Annotated in this window: 15 protein-coding genes; 7 read left to right on the forward strand and 8 right to left on the reverse strand. The window is 65.0% G+C overall.

Annotated features, from left to right (window positions below; genetic code table 11):
* Positions 1-39: 39 nt before the first annotated feature.
* Together B5D38_RS00745 and moaA are read right to left on the reverse strand one after the other, a co-directional pair.
* Entirely contained in the window at positions 40-516 is a 477-nt protein-coding gene (locus B5D38_RS00745; protein ID WP_078706463.1) for a hypothetical protein, read from the reverse strand.
* 4 nt (positions 517-520) lie between these two features.
* Positions 521-1,510, reverse strand: a complete 990-nt coding sequence (moaA, locus tag B5D38_RS00750) for a GTP 3',8-cyclase MoaA (protein ID WP_078706700.1) — start codon at positions 1,508-1,510, stop codon at positions 521-523.
* Between the two features lie 164 nt (positions 1,511-1,674).
* Here moaA and B5D38_RS00755 point away from each other — a divergent pair, with 164 nt between their 5' ends.
* The gene (locus B5D38_RS00755; protein ID WP_078706464.1) at positions 1,675-2,040 is read left to right on the forward strand and encodes a gamma-butyrobetaine hydroxylase family protein; all 366 of its coding nucleotides are present in this window, start codon (positions 1,675-1,677) and stop codon (positions 2,038-2,040) included.
* Positions 2,041-2,118: 78 nt separating this feature from the next.
* Here the strand turns inward: B5D38_RS00755 and B5D38_RS00760 are convergent, their stop codons facing one another.
* From B5D38_RS00760 to B5D38_RS22345, 4 genes are all read right to left on the reverse strand, one after another.
* The gene (locus B5D38_RS00760; RefSeq protein ID WP_078706465.1) at positions 2,119-2,895 is read right to left on the reverse strand and encodes a proteasome-type protease; all 777 of its coding nucleotides are present in this window, start codon (positions 2,893-2,895) and stop codon (positions 2,119-2,121) included.
* A gap of 196 nt (positions 2,896-3,091) precedes the next feature.
* Positions 3,092-4,039 (reverse strand): alpha-E domain-containing protein, encoded by a 948-nt coding sequence (locus B5D38_RS00765; protein ID WP_078706466.1) that lies wholly within the window; start codon positions 4,037-4,039, stop codon positions 3,092-3,094.
* A 2-nt stretch (positions 4,040-4,041) separates the two neighbouring features.
* Positions 4,042-5,454 (reverse strand): circularly permuted type 2 ATP-grasp protein, encoded by a 1,413-nt coding sequence (locus B5D38_RS00770; RefSeq protein WP_078706467.1) that lies wholly within the window; start codon positions 5,452-5,454, stop codon positions 4,042-4,044.
* A 239-nt stretch (positions 5,455-5,693) separates the two neighbouring features.
* Positions 5,694-7,007, reverse strand: a complete 1,314-nt coding sequence (locus tag B5D38_RS22345; protein WP_207552865.1) for a threonine/serine exporter family protein — start codon at positions 7,005-7,007, stop codon at positions 5,694-5,696.
* 258 nt (positions 7,008-7,265) lie between these two features.
* Between B5D38_RS22345 and B5D38_RS00780 the strand changes: the two genes are divergently transcribed.
* The 6 genes from B5D38_RS00780 to B5D38_RS00805 all read left to right on the forward strand — a co-directional run bounded on the left by B5D38_RS00780 (position 7,266) and on the right by B5D38_RS00805 (position 13,143).
* The gene (locus tag B5D38_RS00780) at positions 7,266-8,684 is read left to right on the forward strand and encodes a phosphomannomutase (protein ID WP_078706701.1); all 1,419 of its coding nucleotides are present in this window, start codon (positions 7,266-7,268) and stop codon (positions 8,682-8,684) included.
* A 150-nt stretch (positions 8,685-8,834) separates the two neighbouring features.
* Positions 8,835-9,527 (forward strand): nickel pincer cofactor biosynthesis protein LarB, encoded by a 693-nt coding sequence (gene larB / locus B5D38_RS00785; RefSeq protein ID WP_078706468.1) that lies wholly within the window; start codon positions 8,835-8,837, stop codon positions 9,525-9,527.
* Between the two features lie 180 nt (positions 9,528-9,707).
* Complete coding sequence (locus B5D38_RS00790) at positions 9,708-11,162, forward strand: NAD-dependent succinate-semialdehyde dehydrogenase (protein ID WP_078706469.1); 1,455 nt, start codon at positions 9,708-9,710, stop codon at positions 11,160-11,162.
* Between the two features lie 292 nt (positions 11,163-11,454).
* The gene (locus B5D38_RS00795; RefSeq protein WP_078706702.1) at positions 11,455-11,697 is read left to right on the forward strand and encodes a DUF2249 domain-containing protein; all 243 of its coding nucleotides are present in this window, start codon (positions 11,455-11,457) and stop codon (positions 11,695-11,697) included.
* A 1-nt stretch (position 11,698) separates the two neighbouring features.
* On the forward strand, positions 11,699-12,061 hold the full coding sequence (locus B5D38_RS00800) for a metal-sulfur cluster assembly factor (RefSeq protein ID WP_078706470.1): 363 nt from the start codon (positions 11,699-11,701) through the stop codon (positions 12,059-12,061).
* Complete coding sequence (locus B5D38_RS00805; RefSeq protein ID WP_078706471.1) at positions 12,058-13,143, forward strand: hypothetical protein; 1,086 nt, start codon at positions 12,058-12,060, stop codon at positions 13,141-13,143. The genes B5D38_RS00800 and B5D38_RS00805 overlap by 4 nt, the downstream gene beginning before the upstream one ends.
* Positions 13,144-13,207: 64 nt before the next feature.
* Here the strand turns inward: B5D38_RS00805 and B5D38_RS00810 are convergent, their stop codons facing one another.
* Together B5D38_RS00810 and B5D38_RS00815 are read right to left on the reverse strand one after the other, a co-directional pair.
* The gene (locus B5D38_RS00810) at positions 13,208-14,191 is read right to left on the reverse strand and encodes an alpha/beta hydrolase (RefSeq protein WP_245318706.1); all 984 of its coding nucleotides are present in this window, start codon (positions 14,189-14,191) and stop codon (positions 13,208-13,210) included.
* Between the two features lie 94 nt (positions 14,192-14,285).
* Entirely contained in the window at positions 14,286-16,268 is a 1,983-nt protein-coding gene (locus B5D38_RS00815; RefSeq protein WP_078706472.1) for a bifunctional 2',3'-cyclic-nucleotide 2'-phosphodiesterase/3'-nucleotidase, read from the reverse strand.
* Positions 16,269-16,288: the final 20 nt, after the last annotated feature.

The raw sequence follows: 16,288 nt of genomic DNA on the forward strand, positions 1-16,288 counted from the left end.
GGTTGTGGAGTTCCGCTCCAAATACGCTTCTGGCCCGCGTCACGAGCCCTTGCCGCGCAGCGTCATCGTGACTGGCCCGACGAGATCATCATAGGTGTCGCGCAATGCGCGCGGATAGCGGATGGCGACGGAATGGATGAGATCGCCGCGCAGGATATACCGCTCGTAGAAGATCTTGTCCTTGCGGTAGCCCGAAACGACGGCCCACGTCTTGCCCGTGCGACGATAGGTGACTTCGTCGTCGTCCGCGCGCTTGGCAACGATCGAGGCCGGCGTCTCGCCGCCAGTGTTGGCACGGGCATAGATGTAGAGTTCGGCCCCGTCGTTCGATGTCCACGCCATGCCGTCGCCATTGGTCGGGGAGGGCATGCGGTTCGGGAACGCTTCCACCGGAAACGTTGCGGAGGTGCCGTAGCGGCTGTTGTGATAGGTCAGGTCGTCCGCGCGCGCCGCCAGCGCCGTTGCTGCCACTCCAAGCACGAGAAGGGCCAGCGCCATAGCGCGATGGGCAAACATCGCCTCAGCCCCCCGTCACGCTCATATGGCGCGGCACCGCCGGGCGCTGGGTGGTGCGGTCGATGATGAAGTCGTGCCCCTTTGGTTTCCGGCTGATCGCTTCGTCGATGGCGCGAACGAGGGCCGCTTCGCCTTCCTCGGAGCGCAGCGCCGCGCGGAGATCCGCGCTGTCCTCCTGGCCGAGGCACATGTAGAGTATGCCCGTACACGTCACGCGGACGCGGTTGCAACTTTCGCAGAAATTGTGGCTCATTGGCGTGATAAAGCCGACGCGCCGGCCGGTCTCGACAACGGTCGCATAGCGGGCAGGGCCGCCGGTGTGAAAGGCGCTTTCTTCCAGGGTGAAACGCGTCGCCAGGGAATCGCGCACGGCCGTCAGCGGCAGATACTGATCGAAGCGGTCGGCTTCGATCTCGCCCATGGGCATCGCCTCAATGAAGGTGATGTCCATGCCTTCCTCGTGCGCCCAGGCGACGAGTTCGGGCAGCTCCGCTTCGTTGAAGTTCTTGAGCGCGACGGTGTTGATCTTCACGGAAAGCCCCGCCGCCTGCGCCGCCGAGATGCCGTCGAGCACCGTGTCGAGATCGCCCCGACGCGTGATCTGCTTGAACCGGATCGGGTTTAGCGTGTCGAGCGAAACGTTGATCCGCTTGACGCCGCAGTCGGCAAGCTCGCCCGCGTAGCGCGCCAGCTGAGAACCGTTGCTGGTCACTGTCAGCTCGTCCAGCGCGCCGCTCGCCAGATGGCGCGAGAGCGAGCGGATCAGGTCCATGATGTTCTTGCGGACCAGCGGTTCGCCGCCGGTCAGACGCAGCTTGCGCACGCCGCGATCGATGAAGGCGGAGGCCAGCTGGTCCAGTTCCTCCAGCGTCAGCACCTCGCGCTTCGGCAGGAAGGTCATGTCCTCCGCCATGCAGTAGGTGCAGCGGAAGTCGCACCGATCGGTGACGGAAAGGCGCAGATAGGTTACGCGCCGTCCAAAAGGGTCGATCATCGGTGCACGAGAGCCAATCGCGCGCGGATCGTGCTTGAAGTCTTCCATCAATTTCATGACATTCGCGCCGAGCGCCGGTCCTCTGCTGGCCTTTCCTGTACTGATAAGGTCCTCAGGAGCGAGGTCAACCCGCAGGCGCGTTCACGAAAAGGAGGAGCCAGACAATGGCCGAAGCCATCCGACCGCCCAAGGAGATCCGGGTCTCGCATGACCGACGCACGATGACCGTGGTTCAGGAAAGCGGCCGCGAGGACGTTTTTACAGCGGAGATGCTGCGCGTCCTTTCACCCTCGGCGGAGGTCCAGGGGCATGGGCCCGGTCAGCGCATCACCGTGGCCGGCAAGATGTATGTCAGGATTTCCAGCCTGGAGCCGGTGGGCCGTTACGCCACGCGCATCGTCTTCGACGACGGCCATTCGACCGGCCTTTACACGTGGACGTACCTGGACCAGCTGGCGCGCGAGAAGGAGGAGCGTTGGCAGGTTTATCTCGACGAGATGGCAGCCAAGCGCCTGCATCGGGAACCCTGAAGTCGCGATAGCCGATGGCGACTCGTCCCTTCGAGAGAGGTGCCGGCCGTCAAGCGGGCGACGCCGGGAGGCGTCGGCCTACTCTCCCAGTCGGCGGCCGGGATAGGACATGATGTTGTCCTTGGCGATCTCGAACGGCGGCAGATGGTCGAAGGCCACCTTCAGCGCGTCGGACCAGCCTTCCGAGATCGTCTGGTAGTAGGGATCGCGCGCGTCGAAGCGATGGCGGTAGCCGGCGGCGAAACTGTCCGTCTCGTAGAACTGCATGTCGATGGGCAGGCCGACCGACAGGTTTGAGCGGATGGTCGAGTCGAAGGACACGAGCAGAAGCTTGGCGCAATCCTCCAGCGACATGGCGCGGTCATAGGTGCGGATGATGATCGGCCGGCCGTATTTGTGCTCGCCGATCTGGAAGAACGGATTGTCGAGCCCCGCCTCGATGAAGTTGCCTTCCGGGTAGATCGTGAAAAGGCGCGGCTGGCCGCCCCTGATCTGGCCGCCAAGAATGAACGTACCGGAGAACATGCCGTCGGCGCTCTGGCCGGTGGCCGCGGTCGAGGCGATGACTTCGCGCAGCGTCTCGCCGACGAGCTTGGCTGTCTGGAACATGGTCGGCTGAGAGAGAATGTCCGACTCGCGAGTCGCCGGTGCCGCATAGCGATGATCCAGAAGCGCGATCGTCGCCTGGGTGGTCGCCAGATTGCCGGCGCTGAGCAGGCACAGGAATCGCTCTCCCGGCACCTCCCATGTCTTCATTTTCGAGACCACGGAGATGTTGTCGACACCCGCGTTCGTCCGGGTGTCGGACATGAAGACGATGCCGCGATCGACCTGAATCCCGACACAATAGGTCATGATGAGCCACGAGCTCCTTCGAGGACGACGGCTCGGCGCCGTTCATTCCATAGTATTTCCAGATACTCGCCCGAAGCTGTAGCGCAGCTATGCGGCAGCGCCAAGACGCGCGACGGACACACCGCCCGATCCTTCTCGCTTGCCCGGGCGCATCACCGAACTTGATCTCGCTTCTACGTTGCAGATGGCGTGCCGCTCAAACATAAAATCGGTAGCACTGGGCGATTTCGTTCGCGAGCCGATTGTTATCGCGGATGAAGAGCTCGAGGAATTCGTGAAGTCCGCTTTCGACGATCTCGCCCGCCGCATGGTAATGCGACAGCCGTTCCTGCCGATCCCGAGCCGTGATGTGGCATTCCTCCTCGTTGCCGTAGGTGCGGGCGAGAAAGCCAAGCGCGTCGGCGATGCAGTCGTAGCTGTAGGCGAGCGAGCGCGGCATTCGCCGGTTGAGGATCAGGAAGTCGATCGTGTTCAGCGCCGTATAGTCGCTGTGATACTCCCAGGCGTAGGCGCGGTGGGCCGAGACCGAGCGCAGGATGGAGCCCCACTGGAAGGTGTCGAGCGGGGAGCCGACCGAAGAGTGGTTCGGCAGCAGCACCCAGTATTTGACGTCGAGGATGCGCGCCGTGTTGTCGGCCCGCTCGACGAAGGTGCCGAGATTGGAGAAATCGAAAATCTCGTTGCGCAGCATCGTGCCGTAGAACGTGCCGCGCACATGGGCCGTCTGGCGCTTGACGAGATCGAGGACGGCCGGAAGCTCGCCCTCGCGAACGGGGCGGGCGAGCCGGCGCTTCAGGACGATCCAGCCTTCGTTGAGGGATTCCCATACGTCGCGGGTGAGGGCGGTGCGCACCATCCGACCGTTGGTGCGGGCGGTCTCGAACGAGGAGAGCACGCTCGACGGATTGTCGGGATCGCGCAGCAAATAGTCGATCACGTTGTGGGATTCGAAGTCGTCGTGTTTTTCGCGATAGGGGAGGTCGACGCCGGCGGAGGTGACGATCGACTGCCACTCCTCGGTGCTGGAGAGGTTCGTCATGGCGATTCTCATGCCGGCATCAAGCAGCCGCGCCATGTTCTCGGCGCGCTCGATATAGCGATGCATCCAGAAGAGGCCGGCGGCGGTGCGTCCCAGAAGTGCCATGGTCAGTCCTCCAGAACCCACGTGTCCTTCGTGCCGCCGCCCTGGCTGGAATTGACGACAAGCGACCCCTCCCGCAGCGCGACACGTGTCAGTCCCCCGGGCGTGATGCGGACCTTGTCGGAGACGAGCACGTAGGGGCGCAGGTCGACGTGACGCGGCGCAAGGCCCGCCTCCGTCAGCACCGGGACGGTCGAAAGCGCGAGAGTCGGCTGGGCGATGTAGTTTCCTGGCTTCTGGCGCAGCTTGGCGGCGAAGGCCTCGCGCTCGGCGGAGGAGGCGGCGGGCCCGACCAACATGCCGTAGCCGCCCGAGCCGTGGACCTCCTTGATCACCAGTTCGGCAAGATGCTCCAGCACATAGGCGAGGCTGTCCGCCTCGGCGCAGCGCCAGGTTGGCACGTTCTGCAGGATGGCGCCTTCGCCGGTGTAGAACTCCACGATGTCGGGCATGTAGGAATAGATCGCCTTGTCGTCGGCGATGCCGGTGCCGGGAGCGTTGGCGATGGTGATGCCGCCGTTGCGGTAGACCTCCATGATGCCGGGAACGCCGAGTACGGAATCCGGACGAAAGACCTTGGGGTCGAGGAAGGCGTCGTCGACGCGCCGGTAGAGCACGTCGATGGGCCGGTAGCCAGCCGTCGTGCGCATGGCGATGCGTCCGTCCACCTCCATGAGATCCGAGCCCTCGACCAGCTCGACGCCCATCTGGTCGGCCAGGAATGCGTGTTCGAAATAGGCCGAGTTGTGGATGCCCGGCGTCAGAACGGCGATGACCGGAGGGCCGTCGCAAGCCGGCGGCGCCACCGCCGAAAGGGACTTTCGAAGGTCCGCCGGATAGGTTTCCACCGAGCGGATGCGGCAATGCGCGAAGAGCTCGGGAAACATCTGCATCATCGTTTCCCGGTTCTCGATCATATAGGACACGCCGGAAGGTGTCCGGGCGTTGTCCTCCAGCACGAAGAACTGGTCTTCAGCCGTGCGCACGATGTCGACGCCGATGATATGGGTGTAGATGCCGCCCGGCGGCTGAAAGCGCTCCATTTGCGGCAGATAGGCTTCGTTCGCCTCGATCAGCCGTGCCGGCACCTTGCCCGCTTTGACGATTTCCTGGTCGTGATAGATGTCGTCGAGAAAGGCGTTCATCGCGCGAACGCGCTGCTCGATGCCGCGCGACAAGCGCCGCCATTCAGCTCCCGAGATGACCCTCGGAATGAGATCGAAGGGGATCAGGCGCTCCGCCGCCTGATCGTCGCCATAGACGGCGAAGGTAATGCCGGTGCGCCGGAAGAAGGCTTCCGCCTCACTGGCCTTCTCCTTCAACACCTCCGGGTCCTGCGCGCGAAACCAAGCCTGAAAAGCCTCGTAAGGCTGACGAACACCGCCTTCAGCGGTCAACATCTCATCGAAGGGCTGCACGCGAAGCTCCGCTTTTCACATACATTCATAAAGAAAAGCCGGCTGCGCAAAATCAAGAGAGGAGTTGCGCAAGAAAAGGTCTTTCCCTGCCGTCGTGGAGCATAAAAAAGCGGCAGCCGCTTCGCCAATCGCACCGCTCCCTGTCGTCGCGGAAGATTGGCCCCTGATCACGCGGCAGATCGCCTCATGCTCATCGATGGGCCGAAGCCAGGAGCGGAGCTCGCCTCTTGTCGGGAAGGTCAGGCGGAACGCCCGGTCGCGCGAGCCTTCCTCGGGAAGTTCGGCCGACGCATCAGCGACGCGACGATCGTGACGCCCGCGCCGATCGCGCCGATGGTGAAGATGACCCTGAGGCCGTTCTGGAAGGTCAGGTTCACCAGCTGCTCGAGATTTTGCGGAGACTGTTTGGTGAGTTCGAGCAGGCCGATGATCCAATGCGCCGCGGCGCTGCCGGGGATCATCGGAATGCAGCCGGCGACGGCCAGAGCGTTGCCTGCGCGGCGGATGTCCACGGGCAGCGTATCGGCGATCTCGACGGTGATGGCGACCGCGACGGCGGCGGCGAAGGACGCCGCTTCGAGGGTCCAGCCTGCCTCGAGGCCGCTGGTGCGCACGGCCAGGGCAATGGCGCCCGCGACGCCCGCCCAAAGCAGCGTCACGAGTTCGAAGTTGAAAAGTACGCCGAAGCCCGCCGCCGCAATGGCGCCGAAGATCGTCTGATGAAGCACATGATTGTGGAGCCCGACGCTCTCGCCGACGGCATCGCCGAAGATGATGCGCGTCGCGCCGACGCCCACCGTGAGGAACACCAGCACCATGAAAACGCTCACCGCCCGGGCGCTGCCAAGGGTCGGAAAGCCCTCCATGATATCGGTCTGCGCGTTGATCGCCGGAACGCCCGGAACGAGCATCAGCACGGCCGCGCTCATGGCGATGGACAGCATTCCACTATGGGACCAAAGCGCCATGAGACCGGCGAGGGCCGAGGCAGCGAAGGCGACGATGCCGGTTACGACGAAGCCGTTCACGCCGCGCCGGTTGAGCTGAATGCGCAGAAATTGGCCGATGGTGCCGGCGATCAAGACCGGCAGGAAGGCCGCCCAGTCGATGCCGAGGAGCCGGCCGAACGAGGCGCAGGCGATGCCGGCCGCGAGGCTGGCGACGATCGGGTGATAGTGCGGCATTCCACCCGCCAGCGCCGTCAGCCGGCGCGCGACCTCGTCGCAGCTCTGGCCGCCGCGCTGGACCTCGACGCAGATCTCCCGCAGCGCGTGGTTGAGCTGCATGTTGACGCCATGGGCGCCGACGCCGACCATCCGTGTGATGGTGCGGCCCGCGACGGTGACGGTGACGGCGATCGAGGCAAATCCGACGCGGATGTCGGTGCGCTCCGAACCCAATCCCTCTGCGACCAGCGTGATGCCCTCCCGGACCACCGAGGCCTTGCCGCCCGTGACCATCAGCAGGCGTCCAGCCTCCAGCGCCACGAGCGCGATAGGTTCGAGATTGATCTGCTGAGGGTCGGTGGCGGCGAAGGTTTGAGAGTGAGTCATTCTATCAACCTGTTGTCGAGCGGCTCGCGGGCGGCACGCATAGCCGCCCCGTATCGATTGTCGAGAGGGCAGATTCACAGGGAGCGATGGTCCCATGGAAAGGCGAGCTTGGCCACAGCGGCGCAAAAGGGGAGGAATCGACGGCGGGTCTTGACCTTTGTCGCCACCTCGGGCGTCCTGGCCCCGGACCACGGTTGCGCGGCCGGAACCCGCGAAAATCAAGGGGTCTGAAGAGATCGGGGGCGGCGAGTAATGACGATGAGTTCGCTGAAATTCGGGACCAGCGGCCTGCGCGGTCTGGTTGAGGATTTGACGGGGCAGCCGAGCCAAATCTACACACGAGCGTTCCTGCGGCATATCGAAACACTACCCGGTCAAGCCGGTCGGGAGGTGCTGTTCGGCCATGATTTGCGCGCCAGCAGCCCCGCAATTCTTCGAGATTGCGTCGCGGCGGCACGGGCGGCAGGCTTCTCTCCATTGGTGTGCGGTGCGGTGCCGACTCCGGCGCTCGCCGAGGCCGCTTTGCGCCTTCGCGCACCGGCGGTGATGATCACCGGCAGCCATATTCCAGATGACCGCAACGGCCTGAAATTCTATCGGGCCGATGGCGAGATCACCAAGGCGGATGAGGAGGCGATCGCCGCTAACGCCGTCGCCCTTTCGCAAGAGCCGGCATTGCCTGCGGGGGAAAGCGAGGGCGAGCGCCTTTCCATCCTCCCCACCTTCAAGGAACGGACCATCGCGTTCTTCGGCGATGACGCGCTCGCCGGCCTCACCATTGGTGTCTATCAGCACAGCTCGGTCGCCCGCGACCTCCTGGTCGAATTGCTGGATGGCATGGGTGCGGTCGTCGTGCCGTTCGGCCGCGCCGAACGCTTCGTGCCGGTCGATACCGAGGCGCATCGACCCGAGGACGTGGCGCTCATCGCGGCAGAAGCGGCTCGCCAACATCTCGATGCCATCGTTTCGACCGATGGCGACGCGGATCGCCCGCTCGTGGCGGACGAAACCGGAGCCATCCTGCGCGGCGACATCCTCGGTCTGCTCACGGCGCGCCATCTCGGCCTTCAGACGATCGTCACGCCCGTCACGTCCTCCTCGGCGATCGAGGCTTCGGGCATCGCTTCCACAGTTCTGCGCACCAAGGTTGGCTCTCCCTTCGTGATTGCCGGCATGGCCGAGGCTGAGCGGCAGGGCCGTCCTGGCATCGTCGGATTCGAGGCGAATGGCGGCACGCTTCTGGGGTCCGTCGTTGAGAGGGACGGGCGACGCCTGGCCGCGCTGCCGACCCGCGATTGCGTGCTGCCGATCGTGTCCGTGCTTTGCGAGGTGGCGCGAAGCGGCATGCCGCTATCGCGTGTCGTCGCCGGGCTGAACGCGGGGCACACGGCGGCCCATCGCCTCCAGAACATCGCGTCGGAGAAGAGTTCGGCCTTCCTCCATAGGCTCGCGAAGGACGATGCCTATCGTGCGACCCTCATGGCACCGGCCGGACAGGTTGCCGCCGTGGATGATCTCGACGGGGTGAAGATGGCGTTGGCGGATGGGCGCATCATTCACTACCGCGCCTCCGGTAACGCGCCGGAGCTTCGCTGCTATGTCGAGGCTGGCGATGCCGAGGCCGCCCGCGAACTCCTGGAATGGGGCCTTGATCGCGCTGCCAGGGAAGTCGCCTGAAAGCCGATGCTCGAGGTCGGACGGGCGCGGTTGTCGCGAGGGGCGCTTTTCGCTACTGCCATGCGGTCGGTCAACCGCTGAGGTCTCATCCGCTTGCGCGGAGTGGCAGGGGTGCCGGTGTTCGAGCAAGGTGCTGAGGGACTTCGCGGAATGAACAATTGGGCGATCCGCCACGACGACGATCGGCCACGGCGCATCGGCATCGCCGAGGCCGTGCTTTGTTCCGGAAAAACGACGGAGCAGGCGGTGGCCGCGGCCGAAGCAGCCTTCGCCGCCCATGGCCGCTGTCTGATGACGCGCCTTTCTCCCGAGGCCTTCGCGGCGCTGCCCGAGGCGTTCTCCTCCCGGCTCGACTACGATCCGCTGTCGCGCACGGCGGTGCTCGGCGCCTGGCCTGAGATTCACGATCAGGGCTCGGTGGCGGTCGCCACTGCCGGCACGGCGGATGTCGCCGTCGCGCTCGAGGCCGTGCGCACGCTCCGCTTCGAGGGCGTCGCCTCGGACCTCGTGACAGATGTCGGCGTCGCCGGGCTTTGGCGTCTGTTGAGCGTGCGGGACCGGCTTGCCGATTACCCGGTCGTGATCCTCGTCGCGGGCATGGAAGGCGCGCTCTTCTCCGTCGCGGGCGGGCTCTTGCCCGGCCTCCTCATCGCCGTGCCGACAAGCGTCGGCTACGGTGTTACGGCCGCTGGCAAGGCGGCGCTGACCTCGGCCCTCGGCAGCTGCGCGCCGGGCGTTCTGACCACGAATATCGATAACGGCTACGGCGCGGCCTGCGCCGCCCTGCGGGCGCTGAACGCGGCGGCGGCGATCGCCCGGTTGAAATCGCCAGAGACCGAATAGCCGGTAAGCTTCTCGGGGCTGTCTCTGGACGAAAATCCACTATCTGTGCCGTTGAACGCGTCGCGACGGTGGCTTCACGCTCGGGGTGGCGGTCTTCCGCCGGCTCTTTGCGCTGGAGGTCCGTTCCGACACTGCAAGGCCGGCCCGCCCGGCGCGGTCGGCAATCAAGGAGCACAGATCATGGATATTGGCGCCTCAGCGCTCTTTCGGCAGGCCGCCCTGGTGGGAGGAGAGTGGATCTCCGCCGACCCGGCCAAAGCGATCGAGGTGAAGAATCCGGCGACCGGCGAGATTATCGGTCGGGTGCCGAAGCTCGGCGCCGCCGAAACGAATAAGGCCATCGCCGCGGCAAAGGAGGCGCAGACGGGCTGGGCCGCACGGACGGCCAAGGAGCGCGCCGGCGTTCTGCGCAAATGGTTCGACCTGATGATCGCCCACAAGGACGAGCTCGGGCGTATCCTGACCCTGGAGCAGGGCAAGCCGGTGGCCGAGGCCACGGGCGAGATCGTCTACGGAGCCAGCTTCATTGAGTGGTTCGCCGAAGAAGCGCGCCGCGTCTATGGCGACATCATCCCGCCCCACCGCGCCGACAGCCGCATCCTGGTGATGAAGCAGCCGATCGGCGTCGTCGCGGCGATCACGCCCTGGAACTTCCCCAATGCCATGATCACCCGCAAGGCCGGTCCCGCCTTCGCGGCGGGATGCGCCATGGTTCTGAAGCCTGCCTCGCAGACCCCGTTTTCGGCGATCGCTCTCGCCATCCTCGCCGAAGAGGCCGGCCTGCCCAAAGGGCTCTTCAGTGTGCTCACAGGCTCGGCGAGCGAGATCGGCGGCGAGATGACCGCCAACCCGACGGTGCGCAAGCTCACCTTCACCGGCTCGACCGAAATCGGCGCGGAGCTTTATCGCCAGTCGGCGCCGACGATCAAGAAGTTGGGGCTCGAGCTCGGCGGCAATGCGCCGTTCATCGTGTTCGACGACGCGGATCTCGACGCGGCGGTGGAGGGCGCGATGATCGCCAAGTTCCGCAACAACGGCCAGACCTGCGTCTGTGCCAACCGCATCTACGTTCAGGACGGCGTCTATGATGCCTTCGCCGCCAAGTTCTCCGAGGCGGTGGGCAAGTTGAAGACCGGCAACGGCTTCGACCAGGGCATCAACCTCGGGCCGTTGATCGACGAGGCGGCGCTGGAGAAGGTCGAGGAGCACATCTCGGACGCGCTGGGCAAGGGCGCCAAGGTCGCGCGCGGCGGCAAGCGGCACCCGCTCGGCGGCACCTTCTATGAGGCGACGGTCCTGACCGACGTCACCAAGGAGATGGTCGTGGCGCGGGAGGAGACTTTTGGCCCGGTGGCGCCGCTCTTCCGCTTCACCGACGAGGATGATGTCATCGCCCAGGCCAACGACACCGAGTTTGGCCTCGCAGCCTATTTCTACGCCAAGGACCTCGGCCGCGCATTCCGGGTGGCCGAGGCGCTGGAATACGGCATCGTCGGCGTCAACAGCGGGCTCGTCTCCACGGCCGAGGCGCCGTTCGGCGGCTTCAAGCTCTCCGGCCTCGGCCGGGAGGGCTCGAAATACGGCATCGAGGAGTTCATGGAGCTCAAATATGTCTGCCTCGGCGGTATCGCCTGAGTGCGTGAAGAGGCGGGCGGACACAAAGCCATCCGCCTCGCTCGGAAAGATGGCGCGTGAACGCCGCGCCGACACGTTGCTGCTGGGCGCCTGACACTCTGGCGCTGGGATCGCCGATCGCATTCTTCTCGATGCGGCGTCCGACCTGAACTTCGAGGGCGTGCCGTAAGGCGCGCCCTTTTCGTATGCGTATGCGTCACCCATGGGCAAAGGCCGCCGAACGTTGCGGCCCGACAAAGAGGGCGAGGCGAAGGCGGAGCAATCTCCGGCCATCGAAACAGGAACTCGCCTCATGAACATTGCCGCGACCATCACTGCCGTCCACGACGTGCGCGGTCTTCCCTGCGCCGCCCGCAAGGAGACGATCTTCGGAACGTTCGACTCCCTTGCCGACGGCGAAGCCTTCGAGTTCATCAACGACCATGATCCCGCACCGCTTCAGGGCCTTTTCGCGGCCCGCTACGGCGAGCGTTTCGGCTGGGCCTACGTCGTCGCGGGGCCGGACGAATGGCGCATTCGGATCACGCGAGGCTGAGATGGGAGATCCGGCTGAAGTCGTCCGCGCGGCGCTCGCCACTGTCGACGATACTGAACTGGGCATCAACATCGTCGACCTTGGCCTGGTTCTGGCGATCGAGATTGGCGAGGGCCACGTCGCCATCTGCCTGATGATGACGACGCCGACCTGCCCCCTCGGTGCGCTCATCGCGGAAACGGCGAGGGCGGCTGTCGAACAACGGCTCGGAGCCGGCTGGGTGGTCTCCGTGGAGCTCGACCGCGCCGCCAAATGGAGCCCGGATCTTGCCGTCGAGGCGGTGAGGGAGCGGTTCGCGCCGCGTCCATCGGCTCTCGGTCACGCGGTGAAGGCAGGCTTCTCACGCCTGTTCGGAGCGCCATGAAAGCGATTGGCGCGGCGCGGCTTCTGCTGATCGGAGCCGCATCCATGGCTCTGGTTCTCGGCATTGCCGGAGGATTGGCAAGGCTTGGCATCGTTGTCGCGCCCGCCACGGCCGGAGAGTTTCATGGCGCCCTGATGATCTCGGGCTTCTTCGGCACGCTGATCGCCATCGAGCGCGCGGTGGCCGATGGCCGGGCCGCAGCGCTCCTGGTGCCGGTCGTATCGGTGCTCGGGCTGATCTTCTCGCTCTCCGGCTTCGAGCTTGCGGGTGCGGGCGCCTTCCTGGCGGCGGGCTTCGGCCTGACGCTCCTCACGTTTCTCGCAGCCCTGCGCCTGCCGACGCTGTTCACTGCCGTGATGACGGCGGGCGCTGCCTTCTGGGCCATCGGTTCGGGTCTTTGGCTCCAGGGCGCAAGCATCGCTGACGTCACCTACATCTGGCTCGGCTTCCTCGTTCTCACCATCGTCGCGGAACGCATCGAGCTGTCGCGGCTCATGATGGCCTCAGGGCCCGCCAAGGCGGCGCTCCTTTTGTTCATCGCCCTGTTTGCCGTGGCCCTTCTGCGCGGAGAGCCATGGCAAGGCTCCCTTCTTCTCGCGGTTTCCCTCGGCGCGATCGCTCTTTGGCTTCTCGGTAACGACATCGCGCGGCGCACGATCTTCTCGCGTGGCCTCGCTCGCTATTCTGCGGCCTCGCTGCTTTTGGGCTATTTCTGGCTTCTCGTCTCCGCATTCAGCCTGGCGCTGGCTCCTCCCGGAATTGCGGCCATGGGGCACGACGCGGCCGTTCATGCCATCGCGCTTGGCTTCGTCCTGTCGATGGTCTTCGCGCACGCCCCGATCATCCTGCCGGCCGTTCTTGGTGCGCCCGTGCGCTATACCGCCGCTCTCTATGTGCCGACCCTGCTGCTTGAGGCGTCCGTCGCGGTGCGGCTTTTTGCAGATTTCAGCGAGCGGGTCGAGCTGCTGCCTGTCTCAGCCTGGACGACCGTCGCCAGCATGGTGCTTTATGGGCTCATTCTGGCGTCCACCGCGGCGACCGTGGCCGGCCGTGGCAGAGGCGGCGGTAGGGTTCGCACCTGACGGCCTCGGCCAAGTGGGGGCGTTTGATATCGGTCGCCTCGTGGTCCCCAAGTTTCGAGCCGTCCTAGTTCGTCGGCAGGGACCTGATCCAGTCGACGATGCGGGCAGCGAGAGCATCGGTGGTGGCGGGCGAGATGATATCCCCCGCCAGGACGTGATGCGCGGGGTCGCTGTCGCCCGTCACCTCCATCGTTTCGGCCGGCGCGCCCCAGCGGCTCGCAACCGCCCGCACAGCATTGGGATCGATTACGCGGTCCTCGGGCGAAAAGAGAAAGAACGCGGGGATGCGGATGGTCGAAACGTCCGCCGAGCGCGCCGCCTTGGCCAGCGCCGCCATCGGCAAATAGGAGACGGTCGGGAAGCTCCTCGTCCAGTGCTTTTCGATCTCCGGGTTGGAGGTCGCGGCGGCCGTTGTCTCGCTGCCGAAGAGCGGCACGAGCTTGCGCGCGAAGGGGAAAGTCAGGAGCGGCGCCCGCCAATCCTGGAGGCGGTAGTTCGGCGACATCAGAACCAGCCCCTGAACGTTTTTCATCAGGCCGGGAACGGTGGCGCCCAGCGTCGCCAGCGCGGCGCCCGTGGAATTGGCGACGATCACGGTTTTCTCGCCGATCCTGTCGGCGATGGCGAGCGCCTCGGCGAGATCGTTCACCCAGGCGTTGACGTCGGTGATGGCAAGGCCCGGGCCGTCTCGCCCGTGCCCGTCGAGGCGGGTGAAGAAAAGATTGGCGTGGAGCGCCCCGGCGATTTCGTCCGGCAGCGGACGAAGCTCGGCCTTGGATGCCGAGAAGCCGTGGATATAGACGATGGCGAGCGGTGTCTTGGCGCGCGATGCGGGATAGGCCCAGACGATCTGCTTTTGCGCCTCGAGCCTGAGGTTGGGAATATCGGCTTCCTCGCGCTTCAGATAGCTCTCCGGATCGGCACCGATCTCGGCAGGATCGAACGTCACGGCAAGGTCCACCGGCTCGCGCGGGCCGAAAAACCACAGGCCGGCGAGCGCCAGAGCGACGATGAGAAGGGCGATAAGGATGCGGCGCAGGCGGACCAACGAAAAACCCTCGCGGCAGTCAAAACACTGCCGCGAGGGATAGGCATTTTGGCGGCGCGATCAAGCGCAACAGCGCCGCGCCCGCCTGCTGGCGTCAGATCTTGAGCTTGAAGAGCTTGAAACCATTGGGCCCGTCGCCTGCCGGCTTGATGGTGACGCCCTTGACCTGATCGGCATAGACGATGGCGCCAGGGCCGGTTTCGAAGAGCACCTCGGTGCCGTCCGCGGGCGCAAAGGACCAGTTCGCATCGGCAGACGGGTTGATGGTGCCGAGTTCGTGAATGTAGCGCACGATGACGTCGCGATTGGCGTCGGGCGCCACATAGATGATCTTGTCCTCATTGATGCCGGGAAAGTTCCCGCCGCCACCGGCGCGATAGTTGTTGGTGGCGACGACGAACTCCTGGTCCGGATCGATGGGCTTGCCGTCATACTGGAGATCGAGGATGCGCTCGGCCTTATCGTCGGCGATCTCGCCCTTGGTCGTGTATTTCGCCGGCTGCGTCACGTCGATGCGGTAGGTCACGCCGTCGATGACATCGTAGTTGTAGGAGGGAAAATCGTCGGCGAGCAGCCGCTGGTCTTCCTTGCCCTTCTCGATTTGGCGGAACATGCCGGCCGACATTTCCAGCCATTCCTTGACGTCCGAACCCTTGATCTTCACCGCGCGGACGGTGTTCGGGTAGAGGTAGAGGTCGGCGACGTTCTTGATGGCGATGGGGCCGGCCTTGACGTCGGTGTAATAGTCGGCGCCGCCGCGGCCGCCCGCCTTGAAGGGCGCCGCCGCCGAGAGAAGCGGCAGGGAGGCGTATTCGCCACCCTTGAGGATCTTCTCCATGTACCATGTCTGCGCCTTGTTGACGATCTGTACGGACGGATCGTCCGCCACCAGCGCGAAATAGGAATAGAGCGGCGCGGCGGTTTCGCCGACGGGGGTGCGCACATATTTCAGCGTCGCCTCGTGGTCGCCCCGCGCGGCGTCGAGGACCTTGTTCTCGCTCTCGACCGTCCTCACCGGCTTCTTTTCGACGCGCTTGTAGATCGGCCGCAGCTCGGCCGTGGCGTCGGCGATCTTCCACGCACCGCCGTCGTGCTCGAGCAGAAGGTCGACAAGGCCCATATGGGAGCCCCAGAAGCCAGCCATGACGGCCGGTTTACCGTGCAGCGTGCCCTTCTTGTGGTCGGCGCCCTTGATGCCCTTGAAGTCGTCGCCCGGAAACTGAAGGTGCTGATGGCCGGTCATGATGACGTCGACGCCGTCGACCGCCGCCAGAGCGAGCGATGCGTTCTCGGCCTTCTCCTCGTTGCCGGCGGCGATGCCCGAATGGGAGAGGGCGATGATGATGTCGGCGCCTTCCTCCTTCATCTGCGGCACATAGGCCTTGGCGGTCGCGACGATGTCGCGCGTGTCGGCCTTGCCCTGGAGGTTCTGCGAATCCCAGATCATGATCTGCGGCGGGACGAAGCCGATGATGCCGATCTTGATCGGCTTCTTGCCGCCGTCGCCCATCTCGATCTCACGGTCGAGGATCAGATAGGGTTTGACGAAATGGTCGTCCTCGCGCGGGCTGCCCTTCAGGTCGCCCTTGACGAGGTTGGCGCAGGCGTAGGGGAAGTTCGCACCCGCCATCACCTTCGTCATGAAATCCAGGCCGTAGTTGAACTCGTGGTTGCCGAGGGTGCCGGCGTCGTACTGAAGCGTGTTCATGGCGGCGATGACGGGATGAATGTCGCCGTCCTTCATGCCGCGCTCGTAGGCGACATAGTCGCCCATCGGGTTGCCCTGGAGGAAATCGCCATTGTCGAGCAGCATCGAGTTCTTCGACTCGGCCCGAACCGCATCAATGAGCGTCGCCGTGCGGGCAAGGCCCACCGTGTCCGTCTCCTTGTCGGCGTAATAGTCGTAGGGAAAAACGTTGACGTGGATGTCGGTGGTCTCGAGCAGCCGCAGATGGGCTTGGTTCGGCGCGGCATGCAGCGAGTAGGGATGGATCAGGACGAAGCTGCCCGCTGCCGCCGTGCCGAGGAGGAACTTTCGGCGAGAGAGCGGAAGAGCGAGTGCGGGGCGGTTGGCCATGGCGAGCCTCCTTAAGGTCG

Origin of the sequence: Consotaella salsifontis, assembly GCF_900167365.1 — a bacterium.
Taxonomy (GTDB): Bacteria; Pseudomonadota; Alphaproteobacteria; order Rhizobiales; family Rhizobiaceae; genus Consotaella; species Consotaella salsifontis.

Excerpts from the sequence above, each read along its gene's own strand:
- B5D38_RS00745 (WP_078706463.1), bottom strand. The coding sequence starts at position 516 with ATGTTTGCCCATCGCGCTATGGCGCTGGCCCTTCTCGTGCTTGGAGTG.
- moaA (WP_078706700.1), bottom strand. The coding sequence starts at position 1,510 with ATGATCGACCCTTTTGGACGGCGCGTAACCTATCTGCGCCTTTCCGTC.
- B5D38_RS00755 (WP_078706464.1), top strand. The coding sequence starts at position 1,675 with ATGGCCGAAGCCATCCGACCGCCCAAGGAGATCCGGGTCTCGCATGAC.
- B5D38_RS00760 (WP_078706465.1), bottom strand. The coding sequence starts at position 2,895 with ATGACCTATTGTGTCGGGATTCAGGTCGATCGCGGCATCGTCTTCATG.
- B5D38_RS00765 (WP_078706466.1), bottom strand. The coding sequence starts at position 4,039 with ATGGCACTTCTGGGACGCACCGCCGCCGGCCTCTTCTGGATGCATCGC.
- B5D38_RS22345 (WP_207552865.1), bottom strand. The coding sequence starts at position 7,007 with ATGACTCACTCTCAAACCTTCGCCGCCACCGACCCTCAGCAGATCAAT.
- B5D38_RS00780 (WP_078706701.1), top strand. The coding sequence starts at position 7,266 with ATGAGTTCGCTGAAATTCGGGACCAGCGGCCTGCGCGGTCTGGTTGAG.
- larB (WP_078706468.1), top strand. The coding sequence starts at position 8,835 with ATGAACAATTGGGCGATCCGCCACGACGACGATCGGCCACGGCGCATC.
- B5D38_RS00790 (WP_078706469.1), top strand. The coding sequence starts at position 9,708 with ATGGATATTGGCGCCTCAGCGCTCTTTCGGCAGGCCGCCCTGGTGGGA.
- B5D38_RS00795 (WP_078706702.1), top strand. The coding sequence starts at position 11,455 with ATGAACATTGCCGCGACCATCACTGCCGTCCACGACGTGCGCGGTCTT.
- B5D38_RS00800 (WP_078706470.1), top strand. The coding sequence starts at position 11,699 with ATGGGAGATCCGGCTGAAGTCGTCCGCGCGGCGCTCGCCACTGTCGAC.
- B5D38_RS00805 (WP_078706471.1), top strand. The coding sequence starts at position 12,058 with ATGAAAGCGATTGGCGCGGCGCGGCTTCTGCTGATCGGAGCCGCATCC.
- B5D38_RS00815 (WP_078706472.1), bottom strand. The coding sequence starts at position 16,268 with ATGGCCAACCGCCCCGCACTCGCTCTTCCGCTCTCTCGCCGAAAGTTC.